The sequence below is a fragment of the Acidisarcina sp. genome (genome assembly GCA_035539175.1).
Lineage (GTDB): Bacteria > Acidobacteriota > Terriglobia > Terriglobales > Acidobacteriaceae > JANXZS01.
In genome coordinates this window covers 1-23,274 of the sequence record DATLIY010000006.1, presented here as the reverse complement: position 1 = coordinate 23,274, position 23,274 = coordinate 1, and the positions used below count along the sequence as shown (strand labels likewise).

Here is a 23,274-nt window from a genome sequence, read left to right as displayed (position 1 = left end):
GAATTGTGCTTGTGAGAGTTACTGAGCTTGGCTCGTTCCCGTTCGATAACTGAAATCACGAGAAGGCAGCTTCTCAGACGGGCCGGCGCCACGGGTATGCTCGCGCTCGGCAGTCCAGCCCTTAGCTTTGCCGATGGCCTGCAGAACCAGCAGAAGGCCCCGCCTGTCGCGCCCGCGCAGGAGCCGAAGCCCGAGAGCCAGACGGCCACGAAATACGAGCATCCTCCGGGCGTCTTCATCAACCGGCCGCTCACCCAGATCTCCAAGCAGGCCGAGGCCTTGCTCGACGAAATGGAGGCGCGCGCCTGCGACTACTTCTATAACGAGGCCAGCCCCAAGACCGGCCTGGTGCGGGATCATGCGCCCGTCATTGGACGATCTCTCAGCCGCATCTGCAGTGCAGCCGCCACCGGCTTTGGCCTGAGCGCGCTCTGCATCGCCGCCAAACGGCACTATCTGCTGCCCTCGCAGTGCGAGGAGCGTGTAGAAAAGACCCTCGCCTTTCTGCTGGAGTCCTGCCCGCACGAGCATGGATTTCTCTACCACTTTGTCGATATTGAGACCGGAGAACGGCGCTTCGAATCCGAGCTCTCTTCCATCGATACCTCCATCCTGCTGGCCGGAGTGCTGCTCTGCCGGCAATATTTCGCCGGCAACACCCGCATCGCGGCCCTTGCCACCACCTTTTATCGCCGCGTGGATTGGGAGTGGATGCTCAACGGCGGCACCACTCTCTCCATGGGCTGGCTGCCCGACCAGGGTTTTCTGCAGGCGCGGTGGGATGTCTATGCCGAGCTGATGACGATGTACCTCATGGCGATCGGCTCACCGTCTCACCCCATTCCTCCCGCCCGATGGGACGATCTGCAACGCCCGCTCATCAATTTCGGTGGAATCGAATACATCAGCGGGCTGGCGCCACTCTTCATTCACCAATATGCCCATGCCTGGTGCGACTATCGCGACCAGCGGGACCGCCACGCCAACTACTTCAGCAACTCCATTGCCGCTACGCGGGCGCACCAGCTCTTCTGTATGGTTCTGGGGCAGAAATTTCCCTGGCTCGATCAGGATCTCTGGGGGATCACTGCCTCGGATTCGCGGCAGGGCTATCGCGTATGGGGAGGTCCGCCTGCGATGGGAGAACTGGACGGCACAGTAGCTCCCTGCGCTGTGGCCGGGTCGCTTCCCTTTCTGCCGGCAGAAACCTCCCATGTGCTGTTGAACCTGCGCGGATTGATGGGCGGCAGAACCTGGACTCGCTATGGATTCGTGGATGCGCTCCACCCCAGGAGCGGCTGGTTGTCCAGCGATATCCTCGGAATCAACCAGGGAATCAGCATGTTGATGGCGGAAAATTTGCGCACCGGCTTTGTCTGGGAATACTTCATGAAAAATCGCGAAATTACGCATGCCATGCGCGAAGTAGCGTTCCACTCAGACCCGGACAGTAACTCCCAGGTGCTCTGAAATTTCTATGCTTCCGGCCGTGACTGGCGACGCTCCGCACCGCAACTCATTTTATTTATTCCCGACCTTTCATTTATTCTCGAATTGTCCAAAGCAATCGGACGCAACTTCCCGGTCATACATCAAATTGGGGAAAATGGCATACGGGTTGGTTCTTCCTGGCATTTCCTGACATCCAACTCAGAGTAGAGTTTCATTTCATCCTGAAGAGGGTCGCCGCACGATGTGCAGCCCCGGGGGAAACACTGACAAACGGAAGAAATTCGAGAGAAGGAAGAGGACGATGAGCGATCTGGACCAACTATCCATCAATGCATTACGTTTTTTAGCTGTAGACGCAGTAGAAAAAGCAAAAAGTGGGCACCCTGGAGCACCGCTGGGAGATGCCCCTATGGCCTACCTCCTCTTCCACAAGTTCATGCGCCACAACCCCGCTAATTCCAAGTGGTCCAACCGCGACCGCTTTGTTTTGTCCAACGGGCACGCCTCGGCGCTCCTGTATTCGGTCCTGCACCTCACCGGATACAAAGTCTCCATCGATGACCTGAAGCAGTTCCGCCAATGGGGATCGAACACTCCGGGACACCCGGAATATGGCGATACCGATGGTGTCGAGGTCACCACTGGACCGCTGGGACAGGGCTTTGCGATGGCCGTAGGCATGGCCGTGGCGGAAAAGCATCTGGCCGCGGTGTACAACAAGCCGGACTTTGACATTGTCGATCACTACACCTACGTAATGTGCGGCGATGGCGACCTGATGGAAGGCGTCTCGCACGAGGCTGCTTCGCTGGCCGGCACGCTTGGCCTGGGCAAACTGATCTGTCTCTACGACGACAACCTGATCTCGCTGGATGGCCCCACAGAGCTGTCCTTTACCGAAAATGTGGAGAAGCGCTTTGATGCCTACCACTGGCATGTGCAGCAGGTAGCCGACGGCAATGATCTGGCTGCCATCTCTGCCGCCATCGAGGCTGCAAAGGCAGTGAAGGACAAGCCCTCCATCATCGCCGTGCGCACCGTCATCGGGTATGGCAGCCCCAAGGCAGGCACCAACAAAGCCCACGGAGAGGCGCTCGGAACTGAGGCCGTCGCCCAAACGAAAAAGAATCTCAATTGGCCGGTGGATAAGAGCTTTTACGTGCCCGAGGAAGCCGGCAAGAATTGGCTTGAGTCGGTAGAGAAGGGCGCGAAAGAAGAGGCCGAGTGGAAGCAGCTCTTCGCCGCATACAAGAAGGCGAATCCCGAGCTGGCCGCAGAGTTCGAGCGCGTCATGGCAGGCAAGCTGAGCGAAGGCTGGCAGAAGGCTCTGCCCATCCTCCCTGCTGACGCCAAGCCGATAGCGACCCGTGTCGCGGGCGGCAACACAATGAATGCGCTGGCGAAGGCGGTGCCTGAGCTGTTTGGCGGCGCGGCCGACCTCACTACATCCACCAAGACCCTTTTCAAGGATGGGGGCAACTTCCACCTGGACCCGACCGGCCGCAACCTCTACTTTGGGGTTCGCGAGTTTGGCATGTGCGCCATGGTGAACGGCATGGCGGTTCACGGTGGCCTGATCCCCTACGGCTCCACCTTCTTTGTCTTCACCGATTACTGCAAGCCGGCACTTCGTCTCGCCGCGCTGATGAAGGCTCACTCCCTCTTCGTCTTTACGCATGATTCCATCGCACTCGGCGAAGATGGCCCAACCCATCAGCCAATCGAGCACCTGATGGCGTTGCGCGCCGTGCCTCGCCTGACGGACTTCCGTCCAGCCGATGCGAACGAAACCTCGGCAGCCTGGGGACTGGCGTTAGAGCGGAAGGGTGCCTCCTTTATGGCGCTTTCCCGGCAGGATCTGCCGATTCTCGATGCGGAAAAGTACAGGGTATTCGACGGAGTTCGCAAGGGCGCGTATGTGATCGAGCAGGGAGGAGCCTCCCCGGCCTTGCAGATCGTCGCTACCGGCGCTGAACTATGGCTCGCGCTGAAGACGGCACAGCAACTGGCCACGGAAGGCATCGCAACCCGCGTCGTCTCCATGCCAAGCTGGCGCATCTTCGAAGAACAGAGCGAAGAGTATAAGGCGCAGATCTTCCCCGAAGACCTGCCGAAGCTTGCCGTGGAAGCTGGAGCTACCCTTGGCTGGTGGAAGTACGTGGGACGCGATGGAGATGTCGTCGGGATCGATCGTTTTGGAGCCTCCGCACCTGGCCCGCAGGCGCTCGAGCATCTCGGATTCAGTGTGGAGAACGTTGCGGATCGCGCACGGAAGCTGGTTGCAAAGTCAAAAGAAAAAGTAGCCGTCACCAGGTAGTCATTCCTACGAGGAGTCCATTATGAAGCTTGTCGTTGCCGCAGATCATGCCGGCTTCGCATTGAAAGAAGAGGTACGCGCCTTTCTCGAACACCTGGGTCATGAGGTGGTCGATCTTGGCGCGTACAAAGCCGATCCGTCGGATGATTACCCGGATTTCGCTGAAGCCGTCGGCAAGGCAATACAGGCAGGGCAGGCAGAGCGCGGAGTTCTGATCTGCGGAAGCGGCGTGGGAGTCTGTGTCGCGGCAAATAAGATGCCCGGGATTCGGGCCTCCATGTGCCATGACACCTACTCCGCACATCAGGGAGTGGAGCACGACGACATGAACGTGCTCGTCGTGGGCGCAAGAATTATCGGCCCTTCCCTCGCAGAGGAGCTCGTCACCACCTTTTTGAACGCGAAGTTCCAGGGTGGAGAAGAGCGGTTTGTGCGGCGCCTGAACAAGGTAAAAGCAATTGAAGCGCGCTACATGGTTGCTCCTCCGGCTACAAGCCGGAGGTAGCAACCCCACCTCGAGTCGCACCGCCGCGAAGCTTGAAATCACAAGGCTTGAATCACCAGGACCCAGCCACCAATGAACGAGATCAGTACAATCCTGTGGGATGTCGGCGGCGTCCTGCTCACAAATGGCTGGGATCACTGCGAACGCGATGCGCTGCTACAGAAGTTTGGTTTGGAAAAACAAGCCTTCGAGCAGCGCCACGCGAAGCTCAACGACCCTTGGGAAAAGGGTCTGATTCCGCTCGACGAATATCTGCAACAAGTCGTCTTCTACCAGCCCCGCTCCTTCACTCCGCAAGAGTTCCTTGAGGCGATGAAGGCGGAGTCCAGGATTCTCCCCGACTCTGCCCTGCGAATCCTCGCCGAGCTATCTGCATCTGAAGAATTCAAGATGGCTGCGGTCAACAACGAATCGCGCGAACTCAACGACTATCGCATCGCGCACTTCGATTTGTGGGACTATATCGATTGCTTTCTGAGTTCCTGCTATGTGGGCTTGAGAAAACCCGATCCAAAAATCTATCGCCTCGCGCTCGACGTACTGCAGCGTCAGCCCGAAGAAGTCGTCTTTATCGATGACCGCGAGGAAAACATCAACGCAGCTGCGGCGATTGGGATTCACGGGATTCGCTACACAGGCTCCAAAGCTCTCGCGATGGGGTTGCAGCAGCTGGGCATTGAGATCAACGCGGCAGGCTAGATTCTCTACTCCCCGGGTCTGGCACGTCGCAACGATGTGGAGGTTAGCTGAATGGCAACTATAAAAATTTCTCCTGAAGATCTTGAGAGCGCGTCCCACGGCAAAGAGCGTATTCCTGAGCCGGGTATCGTGGTCATCTTTGGTGCCTCGGGCGACCTGACGAAGCGCAAGCTGCTGCCGGCGCTCTTTCATCTGGAGCAGGCTGGACTGCTGCCGAAAGAGTTCGCCATGGTCGGCGTTGCGCGGCGCTCGCTGGAGGATGTCTTCGTCAAGGAGATGCGCGAAGGCATCGCGGAATTTGGCGGCGTAGCTCAGGACGATCCAAAGCTGGATGCCTTTCTGGCCAAGCTCACCTATCACGCGCTGAACTTCGACGACGTTGCAGGGTATGCCAATCTGAAGTCTATGCTGGAGAAGATCGACCAGGAGAAGGGCACGCAAGGCAACCGGCTCTTCTATCTGGCAACCGCTCCCGAGCATTTCTCCGACATCACCGGGCACCTTGGCGACCAGGGAATGGCAAAGCCGGAGAAAGGCACGGTCCGCATCATCATTGAAAAGCCCTTCGGCCACGATCTGGAATCCGCCCGCAAGCTGAATGACGAAGTCAACGCCATCTTCGACGAGGCGCAGGTCTTCCGGATCGATCACTACCTCGGCAAGGAGACGGTCCAGAACATCCTCGTCTTCCGCTTCGCGAATGGCGTCTTCGAGCCCATCTGGAACCGTAACTATATCGACCATGTCCAGATCACGGCAGCGGAAAGCATCGGCATCGAAGGCCGCGGGCCGTTCTACGAGAAAGCCGGAGCGCTGCGCGACGTGGTTCAGAACCACGTCATGGAACTCTTGTCCTTCATCGCCATGGAGCCGCCCATCTCGTTTGAGGCGGAGTCCGTGCGCACGGAAAAGCTGAAGGTCTGGAGGGCCATTCTACCGATTCCGATCTCCAACGCCGTGCGTGGCCAGTATGGTCCAGGTAAGGAGGGCGATGAGACGGTAAAGGGCTATCGCCAGGAAGACCGCGTGAATCCTGAATCGAACACCGAGACCTTTGCCGCGCTCCGCCTGGAACTGGATAACTGGCGGTGGGCCGGAGTTCCGTTCTATCTCCGCGCCGGCAAGCGGCTGGCCAAGCGCTACACCGAGATCTCCGTGCAATTCAAGCAACCGCCACAATTACTCTTCCACCTCGGGCCCAATGCACACTGCAACGAGCTTCAGCCAAACCTCATCACCATACGCATTCAGCCGGATGAGGGCATCTCCTTGCGCTTTGGAGCCAAGGTGCCTAGCCCCGACATGTCTGTGTGCCCGGTGGTGATGGACTTCAACTATGCGGCAGCCTTCGGAACATCCTCGGCGAACGGATATGAGCGTCTGCTGCTCGATGCCATGCTGGGAGATGCCACGCTGTTCGCGCACCGTCTCGGAGTGGAGACAACGTGGGCCCTCTACACGCCAATTCTGCAGAAGTGGGCAGCCGAGAAACCGGACTTCCCCAACTACGCAGCCGGTACCTGGGGCCCGAAGGAAGCCGATCAACTGCTGGCGCGCGATGGACGCAGATGGCATAAGGTGTAACGCCGAGCGCCGCGCTCCAGACTTAGTGCTTTACAGAACGGATGGGAATGTCACGAACGACCGAAGTACTCTATTTTGTTTACCCGGATGCCGACTCGCTCGCCCGCCACGCTGCTCTGCGCCTGGTCGAGCAGATTGAGCAGGCTGTCAGCGCGCGCGGTATGGCACGCATCGCGATCTCCGGTGGAAACACACCGCGGCGGATGCTGGAGCTACTCGCCGACCCCAAAGCGGAATATCGCGCTCGCGTGCCATGGCAAAGCTTGGAACTGTATTTTGTCGATGAGCGCACGGTGCCTCCCGACCACGCCGAGAGCAACTATCGGATGGTCCGCGAAGCTCTGCTGGACCAGGTTCCGCTCAAGCCGGAACAGGTGGTTCGCATGCAGGGCGAACTCGACACTGAAGAAGCCGCAGCGAAATACGAATCGCAGATCCGCATGCGCTTCCGGCTGGAAGGGGCCGAATTGCCCCGGTTCGACGTCGTTACGCTGGGCATGGGCGACGACGGCCACACCGCTTCCCTCTTTCCCCACACCGAGGCCATCGATGCCCTGGGCCGCATTGCCGTAGCAAACCATGTTCCGCAGAAAGACACCTGGAGAATCACCCTCACCTGGCCGGTAATCAACCAGGCGCGCGATGTCTTTTTTCTGATCCAGGGAGCGGACAAAGCGGCGGTGCTGGCGCGCGTTCTGCAGGGGCCATTCGATCCGGAGTCTCTGCCAACTCAGCTGATCCGGCCGGTGAGCGGTAAACTGACCATGCTGCTGGACAGCACCGCGGCGGCACAACTGCCTCCGCCGGGAGCGGAAGGTTTCGGCAGGTTGGAGAAGACTCGATGATTTTAGCTGGCGATGTAGGCGGCACCAAGGTTCACCTTGCGCTCTATGACTTTGACGAAGGCAGGCTGGAGCACGTGCGCGACGAGAAGTATCAAGCGCGGGAGTACTCCGGCCTGGAGGATATCGTCAGAAAGTTCCTTGCCAAGGGCACAAATTCTGGCGAGGAAATTACCGCTGCGTGCTTCGGTGTCCCCGGACCAGTCCGCGACGGCAGGTTGAAGCTGACCAATCTGCCATGGACGCTCGACAGCCGTACGCTCGCACAGAACCTGAAGATTGAGCAGCTGTTCCTGATCAACGATCTCGAGGCGAATGGTTACGGAGTCCCCGAACTCTCGCCGGAACAGATTTACGTTCTAAGCGAGGGCGACACCAGCCAGGTCGGCAACCGCGGGCTCATCTCCGCCGGCACCGGCCTGGGGCAGGCCATCCTGGTGTGGAATGGCAAGGTGCATGTTCCCATGCCTTCGGAGGGCGGCCACTGCGACTTTGCGGCCCGCGATGACGAGGAGATTGAGCTGTTCCGCTATCTGCGAGCCAGGTACAAGGGCCGCGTCAGCTTTGAGCGCGTCGTCTCCGGCATGGGCATCACGAACATCTACGAATTTCTGCGCGACGCCAAAGGAATGCAAGAGCCCACATGGCTGCGCGACCGCATGAAGGTGGAAGATCCCAATGCCGTGATCGGCGAGCTGGGCGTGGCCGGAAGCAACGAGCTCTGCTCGCGCGCCCTCGATATGTTTGTCTCCGCCTATGGCGCGGAGGCAGGCAACCTGGCCCTGAAGGCTCTTTCCGTTGGAGGCGTCTACCTCGGCGGCGGCGTCGCTCCGCGCATCCTTCCCAAGATGGAGTCGGGCCTCTTCATGAAAGCCTTTCTGGATAAGGGACGGCTCAGCGGACTACTGAAGCAGATGCCGGTGCGCATTATCCTCGAGAGCCGCGCCGCGCTGATGGGTGCGGCAGCGTATGCCGAGGCGCGTGCCGCTGAAATCTCCGGACGTTCGGCCAGGGCCGCCTCCATCCACGCGTCCTAGTGCCTTTGAACCCTACCCAGTCAGGTGGCGGCAGTCCCCGACAGCTGCCGCCCGTGTAATCGGCGCGCATTTGCGTTATCGTGGTCGATGCTGGTCGCCCGCCTCAGGTTGTGACTGCCAGGACTTCTGGGATCAAGGAACTCTTCTTCATGCGCTTTTTTTCATCCCCTCTTCAGCGCGGCCTGCTGGCCGGTTTTGCAGGCTTTTCGCTCCTCGCCGCGGGTCAACCGCTATCGCATGCGCAAAGGTTGTCGCCGGATGTGGTGCCGCAGCATTACTCGCTCGCGCTCACGCCCAACCTTAAGACGGCCACCTTTGCCGGACAGGAAAAAATTGACGTCGAGCTGGCCCGGCCTCTCGATGCCATTACCCTGAACGCGCTGGAGATTCACTTTCTCGACGCCTCGACCCAGGTGGATGGCAAAACCCTGAAGGCCGCAGTCACTCTGGATGAGAAGAAACAGCAGGCCACGCTGAAGTTTCCTCATACTCTTCCCGCGGGGCGGCACACGCTGGAGATACGCTACACCGGCATCCTGAACGGCCAATTGCGCGGCTTCTACCTTTCAAAGACCAAAAAGCGCAACTACGCGGTGACGCAATTTGAGTCGACCGACGCGCGGCGGGCCTTCCCCTGCTTCGACGAGCCTGCCGACAAAGCTACCTTCGACATCACGCTGGTAGTGGATAAGGGCGACACGGCGATCTCGAACACGAATCTCCTAAGCGACACGCCCGGACCCGCTGCCAGCCAGCATACCCTGCACTTTGCCACCACTCCGAAAATGTCGACGTACCTGGTGGCCTTCCTTGTGGGGGATTTTCAGTGCGTCTCCGGCCAAAGTGACGGAGTTCCTATCCGCGCCTGCGCCACTCCTGACAAGGTGGAACTGGGGAAATTCGCAGTCACCTCCGCCGAATACATCCTCCACTACTACAACGAATATTTCGGAATCAAGTATCCGATGCCCAAGCTCGATATGATCGCGCTGCCCGACTTTGAGGCCGGCGCAATGGAGAACTTCGGAGCCATCACCTATCGCGAAACGGACCTGCTGCTCGACGAAAAGACAGCCTCCGTAGACGCCAGGAGAAATGTCGCCCTGGTGGTTGCGCATGAGATGGCGCACCAGTGGTTCGGCGACATGGTAACCATGCAGTGGTGGGACAACCTGTGGCTCAATGAAGGCTTTGCTACCTGGATGGAAAACAAGCCCCTGGAACAATGGAAGCCGGAGTGGAAGATCTCCGAGATGGTTGCCGCCGAACTGGATGGCACGCTCAATCTGGATGCACAACGCACCACCCGCACCATCCGCGCCAAAGCCGATACACCCGACGATATCAACCAGATGTTCGACGGAATCACCTATGGCAAGGCCGGAGCGGTCCTGCTCATGGTAGAGAACTACATCGGCGAGGAGACCTTCAGGCAGGGCGTCCACAACTACCTTGCGGCGCACCTCTATGGCAATGCCACCGCGGAAGATTTCTGGAATGCGCAGACGGCTGTCAGCCATAAACCTGTAGATAAAATCATGAGCAGCCTCGTGGCACAGCCGGGCGAGCCCATCCTGACCTTTGGAGAGCCTCAGGGCAACAAGGTCGAGGTCAGCCAGCAGCGCTTCTTCCTCAGCCCCAAGGTCGATGCAAAGACATCGCAAACGTGGACCTTGCCTGTATGTCTGAAGGCGGGCGATGGCTCCGGCGCGCCGGTCTGCACCGTTCTCTCGAACGCACAGCAAAGTCTGACTCTGCCGCAGGCCCCGTTCCTTTACGCGAATGCAGGAGGCAAGGGATACTATCGAGCCAGCTATCCCGACGACGCCTACCAGAAGCTCGTGAGCAACGTAACCTCCCTCCACCCGGAGGAGCGCATCAGCCTGCTGGGCGACCAATGGGCCAAGGTGCGTGCGGAGAAGGCAACCGTAGGCTCGTATCTTGACCTGGTCTCCGCCATAAGGGATGACGACAGCGCAACGGTTCTGGGGAGCGCCGCTGGCGGAATCGCCGCCATCGATACGCGCATCGCAACGGAGAGCGAGCGCGAGGCGCTTTCTGCATGGGTTCGCAAGATCTTCAGTCCTGCGCTGCAAAGGCTGGGCGCCCCTTCCACCTCCGATACCCCCGAGCGGAGAGAGTTGCGCGCAGTTCTCTTCACTCTTCTGGGCTCCGTCGGCAAGGATCCGCAGGTAATCGCCGAGGCAAAGAAGATGACCGGGCAATACCTCGAGAACTCCTCATCGGTGGATGCCACGCTGGCGCATGCGGCCCTGCGCATCGCCGCAACCAATGGCGACGACGCGCTCTACCAGCAACTGCAGACGGTGAGCGCCACCTCCATCAACCCGGAGATTGCCACCGGCGCGCTCTACGCTCTGGCTCGCTTCCGAAATCCCTCGATCGAAAAGCAAACCCTGGATTACGCCGTATCCGGCAAGGTCAGGAATCAGGACTCCATTGCGCTGATTGGGTCCATGCTCAGCAACCGCGAGACCCAGGAACTGGCCTGGCAGTATGTCCAGCAAAACTGGGACAAGGTAAAGGCGCAGACCACGATCGGCTCGGGTGCACGCCTGATCGGGGCTACCGGGAGCTTCTGTACAGCGGAACGGCGCGACCAGGTCCTCGGGTTTTTCGCGTCGCACCCGCTCCCGGCAACCGAACGATCTATCGATCGCACCCGGAACCAGATCAACGACTGTATCGACCTGCAAGCCGGACAACAGAAAAATCTGCGGGATTGGCTGGCAAAGCAATAACAAACGCTTTTCGAATCTAGAGGCTGCCTTTGCACCAGACGAGAATCAGCCTCCCCCGCTACAACTCAAGCGGCGGGGGAGGAATCTCACTCTCGAGCCACATTCTCACACCGCGACTATGAGGAAATCATGATTCGAAATCGCTTTGCTTCCGTCGTTCTGGCTGGATCGCTCCTGCTGGGAGCCACGCTTGCCGCTACGGCACAAACCACCGCCACGCAGGATATGAAGGCTGCCGGCTCAGAGACGAAGAGCGCAGCGCAGGACACCGGACACGCGGTCAGCAAGGGCACCCGCCATGCCGCGCACAAGACCAAACGCGCCGCACGTAAAGCCGCGCACAAGACTGCCGGGGCCACCAGACGCGGGGCGGAAAAGGTAGAACAGAGCACCACGCCCCAACCCGAACCCGCACCCCAACCCTAACCTCAGCCAAGGCATACAACCGGCGCGGCTGCATACACCAGCCGCGCCGTTCCCTTCCATCTGGCTTTTCTGTATACCTCCCCACCGATCAACGATCCCACGAGAGAGTAACGCCTAATCACTTATTTGAGTGATCCAGATCACACCGCGAGATGTCGTATAGTCCGTAACATCTGTAGAATGTACAGCCGTACCCAGAATGAAAATGGCACCTATAATACCCGCTGCCTGTACTGCTTTATGACAGTAGGTTCCGCGGTTCCGACCGAGGCCGAGTTAGCCGAAATCGAATCGGAGCACAATTGTCCGGAAAAAGTGCTGGCGCTGTGGAATCAGGATGTTAGAGAAAAACACGCGAGCGGAAAACCCTCTTAATCTGACCGCTTAGCTTTTTTGATACCCCAAACTCTGCCGTACAACTTTTTTAGTGCGCTTTCGTCAAAATCAGTGCATTCTTCCACAATGCAGCGTGGCATTTGGAAGGAAGAATGCCTTGTTTTGGAAGCGAAATCTTTCTGACGGTTCTCGAGTGCCGAGTTGGGGGGAATATGTTCCTATCGATATTGGATTGGGCAGCGATAATCGTGGCGATCGTTGCGCCGTTTCTCGTGGGGGTCCTTCTGGAGCATCGTCTCTATCCGGTCGAACGCCAGTGGGCCGCGCGCCTGGGCCGCGGATAGCCGAAAGCTTCGGATCAACAGTCTTCGGATCTATCTGATTCGGTTAGGCTTGCTGCTTGACCGCAGGTTTGCCAGCCCTCGCGAGCCGTACCCCTCCCGACAGCATCCTGACATCTCAGGAATCGCCCCGCTCCGGCTCCCACCTATCTACGTCGTCACGGTTGATTCGATCCTCGCGGTTCTCGCGCTTTTCCAGCTCGCGGCGCTTCTCCCGCTCTTCGCGCTCCTCGCGGCCATCGCTCATAAGCCTCTCCTTTATCTCCAGTGTAAAGAGATCGAGCCCGTCTGCCGTAGCCGGGCAGAAACCCCCACTGTTGATCACTCGAAATCTGATTGGGGAAGCTGGATGGATGGGATGGGTGGTTTTGTGTGGGAGATCCGACTGGTCGGGGCGGAGGGATTCGAACCCCCGACCCTCTGCTCCCAAAGCAGATGCGCTACCAGACTGCGCTACGCCCCGACTTCCAAGATTGTATCGCAGGCCGGGCCTATCCTGGACCCTATCCTGGAGATGGGAACGCAAGTCCACCTCATCCTGCGGTCTTTGCCGCTCAAGTGCCTTCGCAGTTCTCGAATCCGGCTAGTGCCGCAGCCAGAGCACAAGCAGCAGAATCACTACCAGAGGCGCCAGGAAGATTGCGGCCAGAAGCACTCCGATGAATCCCAGGAATACCCAGTCGCGCCAGGTGTGGCGTCGCGGCTCCTGCAGATGCCGGATCAGTAGCGCATAGTTTCTGCGGTTCGCCTTCCAGGCAATATCAAAGGCGTCTCCCAGAAACGGGATGGCGCCGAGGATCACATCCAGCCCAAGATTGACCACCATCCGCAACAGTCCTATGTAAGGAATACCGCGGAACCAGGCGGCGACGATGATGATGCAGGATGCCAGACCGGCGATGACGTCTCCCAGCCCCGGGACCAGGCCGATGATTCCGTCGAGTCCAAAGCGAATGGACGTGCCGGGAATCCGAAACCAGTCATCCAGCACATGCGCCAGCAGGTCGAGGTTTTCATCCGCAAAGATGCCGCTGCCCCGCTTCACGCGTGGAGCGATTTCCTTGGGGCCTGGAGGAAGAATTTCGGGTTGTTGCGGTCTGGGCATGAAATTCACCACGAGTATCCTGCCGCCAGCACTGGCATGCCGGGCGGGGATGCTGTAATCTAAGTCTATATGTGGCGGCTATAGTTCAGTGGCAGAACGCCGGTCTGTGGCACCGGATGTCGTGGGTTCGACCCCCACTAGCCGCCCCAAAACGCAACAGCTTAGAAACTGCGCGTGTCAGCTTTGTCTCAGTTAAGCGCGGAGCGCCATGCAATCCTCCTTGCTGCCCGCCTCGGTTGAGGTGTTTCGCGTGACACGGAGCCTCTCCCTCAGATGCAATCCACTCCTTCCGGCTCAAGCCACCCGATGAAAAGTACCCCCGACGAAAACCAGAGCGAAGACGCGGCATTGCCTGTAACGCCTGCGCTGACGTGGCTGCAGGAGTTTGTGCCCCGCCGCTTCCTGTCGAATGGGCATCTGCAGACGATTGCCGGAAATTTTCTCCCCCGTGAATTCAATCTGCCGCCTGCGGAGAGCCTCTACGTCGAGGTAGATGCAGCCACCCGCAGCCAGGTATTGTGCCATTGCCACTGGCAGCCGGAGGAGGTCCGCTCGCGGCGGCTGACGGTGGTGCTGGTGCATGGGCTGGAGGGCTCTTCCAGTTCGCAGTACGTCATCGGCAACGCGGGCCGTGCCTGGGCTGCGGGATGCAACATCGTCCGCATGAACATGCGCAACTGCGGCGGCAACGATCACCTCTCGCCAACCCTCTACCACTCCGGTCTTTCCGGCGACGTAGGTGCGGTCGTGGAGCACGTCGTCGCTCAGCATGGGCTCAGCGCGGTGGCGATTATCGGCTATTCCATGGGCGGAAATCTAGTGCTGAAGCTGGCCGGAGAGCGCGGCCTCGGCATTCCTCAGTTAAAAGCCGTCGTCGGCGTCTCGCCAGCCATGGATCTGGCAGCCTCCGCCGCTGCGATGCACCTGCCGCCCAATCGTGTGTACGAATGGAGATTTCTGCTCGCCCTGCTGAAACGCTTTCGCCACAAGGCCAGCCTCTTTCCGCAGATCTACTCCCTCGACAGGCTCAGCGGGGTTCGATCTCTGTGGGATTTCGACGAGCGCGTCACGGCATATTATTCCGGCTTTGAAAGTGCCGCGGACTACTACTACCGTGCCGCCAGTTCGCGCGTTGTGGAGGGCATCGCCGTGCCGACCCTGGTGCTGCACTCCCTCGACGATCCCTTCATCCGCATGCTGCCGGAGACGCGCGCCGCCCTGCTGGCCAACCCGAACGTCACCCTGGTGGAAACGGAGCATGGCGGTCATTGCGCTTTTCTTGCGCCCGCCGAGGGCTACGATGGCTACTGGGCCGAGAAAACCCTGCTCGGCTTCCTGCTGGAAACCTGCGATATTCAAAACGAGGCTCTCTGAATGGAAGCAGACTGGTCCGTCGAAATCGGTGAGGATCTGCCCCGCATCGTTGTTCCCTGGGCAGCGGAAGGGCGCCGCTTCTGCGATCTTCGCAGCCACCCCGAAGACGCTGCCACGCTGCCGGAGGCGCAGTCTTATCCGGTGCTGTGCCAGGCCCTGATGGATTTGAATGCGCCATCCTCCCGGATCTTCACCTCGAAGTGCGACGTGTGGCAGGTCGGCGAAGGAGATCTCGACTGGATGGAGATGGAATCGACCGTCGAGGATACAAAGATCGGCCTCACCTGCTACATCGACCTGGTGCGGAGAAACGAGCTGGCCTTCGCTCCCTTCTCCCAGCAGGAGGAGTGGTTGCGCAACGTCACAGCGGCCTTGCAGGCCGTTCCCACCCGCTTTGCCCGCGCAGACCTTATCCTGCGGCAACTCATCTCCCACGGAGATGATGGCAAAGACCGCGATGGCTTTGCGGCCACGTTCTACTTGACCGGCTGCGGCCGGGACGAGAAAGCCGCCCTGCACAACTGGGAGATGGCACTTGCCGCAGGAGTTCCGGTGCTGATCCGCGCAGCCTGAGGACTGGCTGTGGATGGGAAGAGCATTGGCAACCAACTCTTGGTTACAATAGCCTCACCGAGCATCACACGGGCGAGTAGCTCAATTGGATAGAGCACCGGCCTTCTAAGCCGGGGGTTGTGGGTTCGATCCCCGCCTCGCCTACCACTTCAAATCAATCCGCTAAACAATTCCCTGCTTTGGGAGTGCCGCATCGCCTACTCCAGACCCACTCCAGCCGCTCTAATTGGCTGGTGGAGGCGCGTCGGAGGTTAGGGGAGCCTGGGTCTGCTGTATATGGCTGACCCGCTTTACGGAACGATGGCGAGCCCCTTGCGCGCTGGTTCGCCTGGAACCATGAGTGTGCCGTTTCACCGGGATAGCTGGGGGCGGCGCTACTGGCGCAGCTACCGCCGCCGGTGGCGTGGCTGGCGGAGCAGTGGGCCTGGGAGAAAAGATGTGGGTGAGCAGCAGCACCAGCAGACCGCCGGCAACAAACATCAGAAACAGCATCCCGCCATTCCCTGAGCGCGGCTGGGAATCCGCGCCAGAGCCCGCATCCACGTTGGCGGCGCTGTTCTCCCGCGGTGGCTTGCCCTTGCCGGAATATTGCCTGCTGTAGAGGCCCGTACCGGGAATGGAGGCCGACGTGTACGACCTGCCCCGCGCATCCTGGCCCACGCGAAAGCCACGGCCACCAACCGAGTACCCTATGCCGGACTTCGAGAAGTTCAGCTTGAGCGGTCCGAATTTCAAACTGCGACGGAATCCCCAACCCATGTGCTGCCCAGTCTACTGCACTCACGCCCGGAGCGGGCGAGAGACGTTAAGTGTATTTAGCAGCAAGAGTATTTAGACCGGGCAATCCCGCAGCCTCCCCTTTCCACGGTCCTTATTTTTTCGTGCGCGGCGGCAAGTCTATGCATCCAACCGGTCATGCAAAAACTATGCACTCATCTGGATGAAATTCGTGATGTCTCCCCCAGGACGAATGGCTGTGAAGAATGCCTCAAGATGGGGGACACGTGGGTTCATTTGCGGATGTGCCTGATCTGCGGGCATGTCGGCTGCTGCGATTCTTCAAAGAACCGGCACGCCACCAAACACTTTGCCAAGACCAGCCACCCGCTGATGCGCTCGATTGAACCGGGCGAGGATTGGGGCTGGTGCTACGTAGATGAAATGGAGATCGAGCTCTAACCCTTCCGCGCGTGCCCCTTCCGCTACCCGGCAGGGGCACGCGAAAACCTGCTAGCTCTGCCCTTCCGTCAACACCAGCTTGGCGATTGTGGCGAGTTGCATGTTTGACGTGCCTTCATAGATCTTGCCGATCTTGGCGTCACGGTAGTACTTCTCCACCGGGTAATCTTTGACGAAGCCATATCCGCCGAAGATCTCCACGGATTGGCTGGCCACGCGCTCGGCCACCATCGAGGCGAAATACTTCGCCATGGCTGCCTCTTTCAAAAAGGGCAGTTGCGCATCCTTCAGTCGAGCCGCGTTGTAGACCAGCAGCCGGGCGGCTTCGATCTCGGTGGCCATCTCCGCAATGGCGAACTGCACTGCCTGAAATTCGCCGATCGCCCTGCCGAACTGTTTGCGTTCCTTGGAATACTCCTTTGCGTGACTCCATGCGCCGCTTGCCAGGCCCAGCATTTGCGCGCCAATACCGATGCGCCCTTCGTTCAGCGTCTCAATCGCTATCTTGTAGCCCTTACCGGGTTCGCCGAGAAGCCGGTTCGCGGGCACCCGGCAATCCTCCAGAATCAGCTCGCAGGTAGAAGACGCGCGGATGCCGAGCTTGTTCTCCTTCTTGCCCACGGAGAATCCAGGAGAGTTCCTATCCACCAGGAACGCGGTAATTCCCTTGTAGCCGGCTGCCGCATCCAGCGTGGCAAAGATGATGAAGACGCCTGCCTCCCGGGCATTGGTGATCCATAGCTTCTGGCCGTTGAGCAGGTAAAAATCCCCGCGTTTTTCGGCGCGCGTCTGCAGGGCGAATGCGTCCGAGCCAGACGCAGCTTCACTGAGCGCGTAGGCCCCGATCATATCGGCGGCCAGCCGCGGCAGGTAGAGCTTCTTCTGCTCCTCCGTGCCCCAGCGCAACAGCGCATTGATGCAGAGGGTGTTCTGCACGTCCACCAGCACGCCGACCGACGGATCGACGGTGGAGATCTGCTCCACCGCCAGAATTGCCTCAAAAAAACTCCCCCCGGAGCCTCCATAGCCGACCGGAATCTCGATCCCCATCAGCCCCAGGTTGAAGAGCTGCGGAATCAGGCCCTCGGCAAAATGCTGTTCTTCATCCATCTGCGAAACCAGTGGAGCGATGCTCTGCTGGGCAAACTGACGCACCGTATCGCGGAAGAGTTCCTCATCCTCGGTCAGCCTGGTAAGAGGCGCCGGCATCGGCACTGACTCGGTCTCTGCATTCGACATACTGAAATCCTCGCGGGCTGCAAGAGCGCGCCTACAAAACGGTCAGAGTTTAGCACCGTAAGAGAGCCCCTGCCAGTTGCAGGATCAGGGCTGCGCCCGGCGCAAGGAAGGTGCGTTTCCGAAGGAGGAATCAAGGAGGAATCGGGGGAGGAAACCTGGAAGAGAGGGTCGGGGAGAAATAGCCGGACCGTTTTCGATTGCAAATGCATCGAAAAGAGGCAGTATCTTGTATGGTTCGGATGCAGAGGGAAAAATTTCGGGATAACTTTTTCCCGGAAAAGCTGTGGATTTATCAGTATAAGTTACTTATCATCTGCAACTTACGATAAGGCAGCCGGGTTCCGCTGTGGAAAACCGCTTCCTGTTTTCGATGAAAAAAGGGTTGACCCATGGCGCAAACCTATTTACCTTCGATCCTGCCGAATGCAAAGCGCGGCTTTACGCGGAGTCGGCAGCTGCCGCTCCGAATGCGCCGTTCTAGTCCCACTCCAGTTGAACTCCATCAAGGAAATCCCGGATGAAAGTCTGTGTTTTCCATAGTTCTGTGGAGCGTGGATCAATACCCTGCTATCGCTTACTGTGAGGCATATACGCAAGCGCGAGGAAACCGCGCATGAATAGAAGCGCGATATCAGGTGCTCAGGCTCAGAAATATTGAAAAAAAGTTTGAACAAGATGCCATCTTCGAGCGTCTAAAAACAAACGACACCGACCGAACTTGCAACGTATGGCTTCTGTGCCCCGGTTGTCTCCCGAAAAAAACGGGACGGTCAAGCATGAAGGAGATTCCAGATGCGTTCTGATCTGATTTTTGGGGCTCTTGCCCATGTAACAAATCGCTATCAGCTGTGCCAGCTTGCTTCCAAAGCAACGCGCAAGCTGCACAAGCCCAACACCCGGGTGCAGGACACGACCAATGATGTTCTGATCCGCTTCCACCACGACAGCCCTGCCTCTTCTCTCGGAGAAATGCAGGATGCTTCTCAGATTCAGCAGCGCCGCGCAGCTTAAGCGCGGCCCTGCTTCACCCTTTCACTTCTAACCTTACGAAGTCCTGCTCATAACGGCTCGATTCCTTCCCGGCAACCCCCTCCAAAGCTACCCACCGCAGGTGACAATGACCATCTCTGAACTCAAAGAAAAGAACATCACGGAACTGAGCCGCATCGCGCGCACGCTGGAGATTCCCGGCGCCAGCGGCCTCCGGAAGCAAGACCTCATCTTCAAGATCCTTCAGGCGCAAAGCGAAAAAGAAGGACACATTTTCGCCGAGGGTGTACTGGAAATCCTGCCGGATGGATACGGTTTTCTCCGCTCGCCGGACTACAACTATCTGCCCGGACCCGACGATATTTACGTCTCGCCCTCGCAGATTCGCAAATTCGATCTCAAGACCGGTGATACCGTCAGCGGCAACGTCCGCCCGCCGCATGAGGGTGAAAAATACTTCGCGCTCGTCAAGATCGAGGCTATCAACTTCGAGTCTCCCGAGGAGACCCGCAACAAGATCCTCTTCGACAATCTCACCCCGCTGTACCCCGAAGAGCGGATCAAGATGGAGACCGTCCGCGAAGGCATCAGCGGCCGGGTCATGGACCTGCTTACCCCGGTAGGCAAGGGCCAGCGCGGCCTGATTGTAGCCCCTCCCCGCACCGGTAAAACGATGCTGCTGCAATCCATCGCCAACTCCGTCACATCGAATCACCCGGAAGTAGCGCTGATCGTTCTGCTGATCGATGAGCGTCCTGAAGAAGTGACCGACATGCAGCGTTCGGTAAAGGGTGAGGTCATCAGCTCCACCTTTGACGAACCAGCGGCACGCCACGTACAGGTGGCCGAAATGGTGATCGAAAAGGCGAAACGGCTGGTCGAGCACAAGCGCGATGTCGTCATCCTGCTGGACTCCATCACCCGTCTGGCCCGTGCCTACAACACGATCGTTCCGCCCTCGGGCAAGGTGCTCTCAGGCGGCGTCGACTCCAATGCGCTGCAGCGGCCGAAGCGCTTCTTCGGTGCGGCGCGCAACATTGAGGAGGGCGGCTCGCTTACCATCATCGCCACTGCGCTCGTCGATACCGGATCGCGCATGGATGAGGTCATCTTCGAAGAGTTCAAGGGCACCGGCAACATGGAAGTCATTCTGGACCGCAAGCTTGTGGACAAGCGTGTCTTCCCTGCCATCGATATTCAGCGCTCCGGAACCCGTAAGGAGGAGTTGCTGATTCCCAAGGAAGACCTGCAGCGCATCTGGGTTCTGCGCAAGGTTCTCAATCCGCTGTCTCCCGTCGAGGCAATGGAGCTGCTCGTCGACAAGCTGGCAAAGACCCGCAACAACGCGGAGTTTTTGCTGAATATGAGCTCCATCTAGCTAAAAATTACCGGCAGTTTGAAAAACAGCAAAGAGCGGTCCGCGGAGTCGTAGCTCCTCCGCGGGCCGCTTTTTTGCTTGCGGCTTATTCGCTGACAGCGCTTCCCTGCGCTCCTGCCCGTCAGTATTCGGCGTGAACGCTGTCCAGAGCGGGCAAAAACGTTGGATAGATCTCGACCGCCAGCCGTCCAGCCTTCACGGCAGGATCGAGACTGGCAAGCGCAAGGGCGTCCTGCGCAGTCTTTGCGTCGATGATCATCATTCCGGCCAGCCGCCCCTCGTCCAGCACCGGGCCAGCGACGAGGTACCGCTGCGCCTCCAACTGCTGGCGGAGAAAAGCCAGATGTTGCGGCATCAACTCCGCTGCCTGCTCTCCCTGGGTGTCATTCCATCGCTCGCCCTTGACCAGCAATCCCAGAAAATACTGCTTCAGATTGCGCGGCACGTCTTTGATGCGGGGTATTTCGTCTGCTTGAGACAGCTCTTCCGGCATGGGAAACCATTCCTCGGTACAGAAAATAGACACATGAATCGATATAGAAAGTCTCTATAGGAAATCGCTACTGTTACAAATCGTAAGAGACCAGATCTGCCGCCCGCCTGAAAACATACCGGCAGGAAGCAGAACTACTGGCCTTAGAATAATAGGCAGCATGGTTGAGCGTCTCTACTATACGGATTCTTTTCTCTCGCGGTTTCCCGCCCGCGTGACCGATGTGCGCGAGGTATCCCGCACGGCAGGTCAGTCCCTCTGGCAACTGGCCCTGGATCGCACCGCCTTTTACCCCACCAGCGGCGGCCAGCCCAATGACACCGGCACCCTGCTCGCAGCCTCGCGCAGCGGAGCGACCCTCGAGGTGCCCGTCCTCGATGTTCAGGAGGATGAAAGCGGCGAAGTGTGGCACTTTACCGAGAAGCCACTGGCATCCGGCACGCAGGTAGAAGCTGTGATTGACTGGCCCCGGCGGCTGGACCATATGCAGCAGCACTCCGGCCAGCACCTGCTCTCCGCCGTCTTTGCAGCGGAGTTCGAGGCCCGGACCGTCTCCTTTCACCTTGGCGAGGAGAGCTCGACCATCGATCTGGCTGCGGAAAACATCTCCTCGACAGGATTGGAGAAGGTCGAGCAGATAGCCAACGCGATGATTGCCGAGGATCGGAGGATCTCCGCCACAACCGTCAGCCGGGATCAGGCGGAGGCGCTGCTCGCCGCCGGACGTCTGCCCAAGCTGCCCGAACGCTCGGGAACCATGCGGCTGATCGAGATCGATCACTATGACCTGAACGCCTGTGGCGGCACGCATTTGCGGTCCACCGGACAGATCGGCGGCATTCATCTGCGATCCACCGAGCGGGTCCGCCAGGGCGTACGCGTGGAGTTCGTATGTGGCCAGCGGGCAGCCAGAGCGGCACGCCACGATTACTCCCTGCTCATGAAGACCTCCGCGCTGCTGTCGGTCGGTGCGGCGGAGTTGCCGCCAGCGGTAGAACGGCTGCTCGGCGAAGCAAAATCCTCTGCCAAGGAGCGCCAGAAGCTGCGCGAGGAACTCTCCGAGTACCATGCAGCGAGGCTCATTGTGGAAGATCCCATGCAGGATGGGCTGCGTGTGGTGCAGCGCGTCTTTGCCGATCGCGATGCAGCCTATTGCAAGCTGCTGGCCTCGCGTGTGGCCGCTGCCGCTCCGCGAACCGTGGCCCTGATCGGCTCCGCACAGCAGGAGCCTGCCACGGTCGTCATGGCCGCGAGCAAGGGACTGCACTTCTCCTGCGCCGACCTGCTCCGGGATCAGCTTGCCCAACTCGGGCTTCGCGGCGGTGGCTCGCCGGAGATGGCGCAGGGACAGGTTCCTCGCAAGCAACTGGAATCGCTGCTCCACACGCTGGCCGCGGAGGCGCGGACCGGGCAATAGATGGGCAGGGATGGTTCCAGAGGTGCCAGGATTCGTCCGGTAGCGGAATCCCCTGGCAACCGGCTTTGCTTAATTGCGCTGCGCTGCTAAAATCACTGGAGTGTTTCCGCCCGCTCGTGGGGCTATAGCTCAGCTGGGAGAGCGCCTCGTTCGCAACGAGGAGGTCAGCGGTTCGATCCCGCTTAGCTCCACCAAATTTGGATTTTCGATATAGATAGAACTTAATATATAGAAAATAGAAGATTTAGACCGGTTCAAAAAGCCAGATTTCTTCGAGTACTCCAAGCCGCCTTCGAAAAGCAAATTTTGAACCACTTGCAAATGTTCGGGCTTGGCAGCCTTCCACACCTGGACCAAATCCGTCTTAACCAGCTGAACAGCTTTCGCGATCACCTCGGATGCCGATTCAGACCGATTAAGACGGCGGATGTCCTCCTCAGTTGTATGGATCTCATTTGCGTTCAGTTTTTTTGCCTCGTCGAATTCCTCAAGTGACAGTTCCTTTCGACTGCGCATCTTGACCAATTCGGCCTTCTCCAGTTTCTGCTCCTCCAGAACTCTGGAAAGCCGGCTCATCTCGCTCCGGAGTTCATCCTGTTTAGCCATGGAGATATTCTTCGCAATTGTGGGTAAGTCCGCCAGGGTGTCCTGGGCGGGACGCAGGCGGCGAAGGTGCGCCATGAAGGCCGTCTCGAGGTCCGCCTTTGTCTCAGAGACCCGGCAGGTGCACTTTGAATTGGCGCACCAGTAGCGGGGATACAGCTTAGTCCGTCCCTTGCAAAAGGCGCCAGTGATCGGACGACCACAGTTCGCGCAGTGTGTGATGTGCCGCAAGGGAAAGTCTGGATTGAACGCTTTATTCTTCTTCGGCGGCTGTGGCTTTCTGCCTGTCAAAATTGCCTGAACGCGATCGAACAGATCCTGGGGAACTATCGCTTGGTACTGGCCCTTGACCGGCTCGAGTTCCGGATTGCTGGGCAATGTAACCCATCCTGCATAGAGAGAGTTGACCAGAATATGGTCGAATGTCTGCGCGCTCAACTCTGCCCCACCGACAGTTCTGAGCCCCTTATCGGTGATGATTTTTAGCGCAGTTGCCTTGCTCTGGCCTGCATCGATCAGCTGGAACCCTTCGAGGATCAGAGGAGCGCGCACCGGATCCGGCTCTATGTTGGCTCCGGCCTTGCTCTGAACGTTGAGGTAACCGAGCGGCGCCCGCCACGGG

At 58.9% G+C, this 23,274-nt stretch carries 20 protein-coding genes and 4 tRNA genes; 18 read left to right on the top strand and 6 right to left on the bottom strand.

Annotated elements, in window-relative coordinates; translation table 11 throughout:
- Window positions 1-96 precede the first annotated feature (96 nt).
- From VM554_01920 to VM554_01880, 9 genes are all read left to right on the top strand, one after another.
- Complete coding sequence (locus VM554_01920; GenBank protein HVJ07115.1) at window positions 97-1,470, top strand: glucoamylase family protein; 1,374 nt, start codon at window positions 97-99, stop codon at window positions 1,468-1,470.
- Window positions 1,471-1,693: 223 nt separating this feature from the next.
- Window positions 1,694-3,769 carry a transketolase gene (gene tkt / locus VM554_01915; GenBank protein HVJ07114.1) on the top strand — a complete coding sequence of 692 codons (2,076 nt, stop codon included), beginning with the start codon at window positions 1,694-1,696 and terminating at the stop codon, window positions 3,767-3,769.
- Window positions 3,770-3,791: 22 nt separating this feature from the next.
- Window positions 3,792-4,274 (top strand): ribose 5-phosphate isomerase B, encoded by a 483-nt coding sequence (gene rpiB, locus VM554_01910; GenBank protein ID HVJ07113.1) that lies wholly within the window; start codon window positions 3,792-3,794, stop codon window positions 4,272-4,274.
- A gap of 72 nt (window positions 4,275-4,346) precedes the next feature.
- Window positions 4,347-4,973, top strand: coding sequence for an HAD family phosphatase (locus VM554_01905; protein ID HVJ07112.1), 627 nt, complete (start codon window positions 4,347-4,349; stop codon window positions 4,971-4,973).
- Between the two features lie 51 nt (window positions 4,974-5,024).
- Window positions 5,025-6,557 (top strand): glucose-6-phosphate dehydrogenase, encoded by a 1,533-nt coding sequence (gene zwf / locus VM554_01900; GenBank protein ID HVJ07111.1) that lies wholly within the window; start codon window positions 5,025-5,027, stop codon window positions 6,555-6,557.
- A 47-nt stretch (window positions 6,558-6,604) separates the two neighbouring features.
- On the top strand, window positions 6,605-7,402 hold the full coding sequence (pgl, locus tag VM554_01895; GenBank protein ID HVJ07110.1) for a 6-phosphogluconolactonase: 798 nt from the start codon (window positions 6,605-6,607) through the stop codon (window positions 7,400-7,402).
- A complete protein-coding gene (locus VM554_01890) occupies window positions 7,399-8,436 on the top strand; it encodes a glucokinase (protein HVJ07109.1) in 1,038 nt (345 codons plus the stop codon). Before pgl ends, VM554_01890 begins: the two co-directional genes overlap by 4 nt.
- Window positions 8,437-8,585: 149 nt before the next feature.
- On the top strand, window positions 8,586-11,198 hold the full coding sequence (locus tag VM554_01885; GenBank protein HVJ07108.1) for a M1 family metallopeptidase: 2,613 nt from the start codon (window positions 8,586-8,588) through the stop codon (window positions 11,196-11,198).
- A gap of 129 nt (window positions 11,199-11,327) precedes the next feature.
- Window positions 11,328-11,624 (top strand): hypothetical protein, encoded by a 297-nt coding sequence (locus VM554_01880; GenBank protein HVJ07107.1) that lies wholly within the window; start codon window positions 11,328-11,330, stop codon window positions 11,622-11,624.
- Between the two features lie 795 nt (window positions 11,625-12,419).
- On the opposite strand, the gene VM554_01875 is transcribed toward VM554_01880, so the two are convergent.
- The 3 genes from VM554_01875 to VM554_01865 all read right to left on the bottom strand — a co-directional run bounded on the left by VM554_01875 (window position 12,420) and on the right by VM554_01865 (window position 13,406).
- Window positions 12,420-12,548 carry a hypothetical protein gene (locus tag VM554_01875; GenBank protein HVJ07106.1) on the bottom strand — a complete coding sequence of 43 codons (129 nt, stop codon included), beginning with the start codon at window positions 12,546-12,548 and terminating at the stop codon, window positions 12,420-12,422.
- A 139-nt stretch (window positions 12,549-12,687) separates the two neighbouring features.
- Window positions 12,688-12,764 (bottom strand) — tRNA-Pro (locus tag VM554_01870).
- 120 nt (window positions 12,765-12,884) lie between these two features.
- A complete protein-coding gene (locus VM554_01865) occupies window positions 12,885-13,406 on the bottom strand; it encodes a DUF4112 domain-containing protein (protein HVJ07105.1) in 522 nt (173 codons plus the stop codon).
- 74 nt (window positions 13,407-13,480) lie between these two features.
- Between VM554_01865 and VM554_01860 the strand changes: the two genes are divergently transcribed.
- The 4 genes from VM554_01860 (at window position 13,481) to VM554_01845 (ending at window position 15,500) form a co-directional block, all read left to right on the top strand.
- Window positions 13,481-13,555, top strand: a tRNA-His gene (locus tag VM554_01860).
- A 157-nt stretch (window positions 13,556-13,712) separates the two neighbouring features.
- Window positions 13,713-14,780 carry an alpha/beta fold hydrolase gene (locus tag VM554_01855; protein ID HVJ07104.1) on the top strand — a complete coding sequence of 356 codons (1,068 nt, stop codon included), beginning with the start codon at window positions 13,713-13,715 and terminating at the stop codon, window positions 14,778-14,780.
- Window positions 14,781-15,353: a hypothetical protein gene (locus VM554_01850; GenBank protein HVJ07103.1), complete on the top strand. Its 573-nt coding sequence runs from the start codon at window positions 14,781-14,783 to the stop codon at window positions 15,351-15,353.
- A 70-nt stretch (window positions 15,354-15,423) separates the two neighbouring features.
- Window positions 15,424-15,500: transfer RNA gene (locus VM554_01845), tRNA-Arg, on the top strand.
- A gap of 75 nt (window positions 15,501-15,575) precedes the next feature.
- Here VM554_01845 and VM554_01840 read toward each other — a convergent pair.
- On the bottom strand, window positions 15,576-16,112 hold the full coding sequence (locus VM554_01840) for a DUF4236 domain-containing protein (protein ID HVJ07102.1): 537 nt from the start codon (window positions 16,110-16,112) through the stop codon (window positions 15,576-15,578).
- Between the two features lie 156 nt (window positions 16,113-16,268).
- On the opposite strand from VM554_01840, the gene VM554_01835 reads away from it, so the two are divergent.
- Complete coding sequence (locus tag VM554_01835) at window positions 16,269-16,532, top strand: UBP-type zinc finger domain-containing protein (protein ID HVJ07101.1); 264 nt, start codon at window positions 16,269-16,271, stop codon at window positions 16,530-16,532.
- A gap of 51 nt (window positions 16,533-16,583) precedes the next feature.
- Here the strand turns inward: VM554_01835 and VM554_01830 are convergent, their stop codons facing one another.
- Window positions 16,584-17,771 carry an acyl-CoA dehydrogenase gene (locus VM554_01830; protein HVJ07100.1) on the bottom strand — a complete coding sequence of 396 codons (1,188 nt, stop codon included), beginning with the start codon at window positions 17,769-17,771 and terminating at the stop codon, window positions 16,584-16,586.
- Window positions 17,772-18,563: 792 nt separating this feature from the next.
- Here VM554_01830 and VM554_01825 point away from each other — a divergent pair.
- Complete coding sequence (locus tag VM554_01825) at window positions 18,564-18,782, top strand: hypothetical protein (GenBank protein ID HVJ07099.1); 219 nt, start codon at window positions 18,564-18,566, stop codon at window positions 18,780-18,782.
- A gap of 106 nt (window positions 18,783-18,888) precedes the next feature.
- Window positions 18,889-20,139, top strand: a complete 1,251-nt coding sequence (gene rho, locus VM554_01820; protein HVJ07098.1) for a transcription termination factor Rho — start codon at window positions 18,889-18,891, stop codon at window positions 20,137-20,139.
- A 121-nt stretch (window positions 20,140-20,260) separates the two neighbouring features.
- Here rho and VM554_01815 read toward each other — a convergent pair whose 3' ends face one another.
- Window positions 20,261-20,632 carry a YciI family protein gene (locus VM554_01815; protein HVJ07097.1) on the bottom strand — a complete coding sequence of 124 codons (372 nt, stop codon included), beginning with the start codon at window positions 20,630-20,632 and terminating at the stop codon, window positions 20,261-20,263.
- Window positions 20,633-20,792: 160 nt separating this feature from the next.
- On the opposite strand from VM554_01815, the gene VM554_01810 reads away from it, so the two are divergent.
- Window positions 20,793-22,049, top strand: coding sequence for an alanine--tRNA ligase-related protein (locus VM554_01810; protein HVJ07096.1), 1,257 nt, complete (start codon window positions 20,793-20,795; stop codon window positions 22,047-22,049).
- 118 nt (window positions 22,050-22,167) lie between these two features.
- Window positions 22,168-22,243: transfer RNA gene (locus tag VM554_01805), tRNA-Ala, on the top strand.
- The last annotated feature ends 1,031 nt before the right edge of the window (window positions 22,244-23,274 follow it).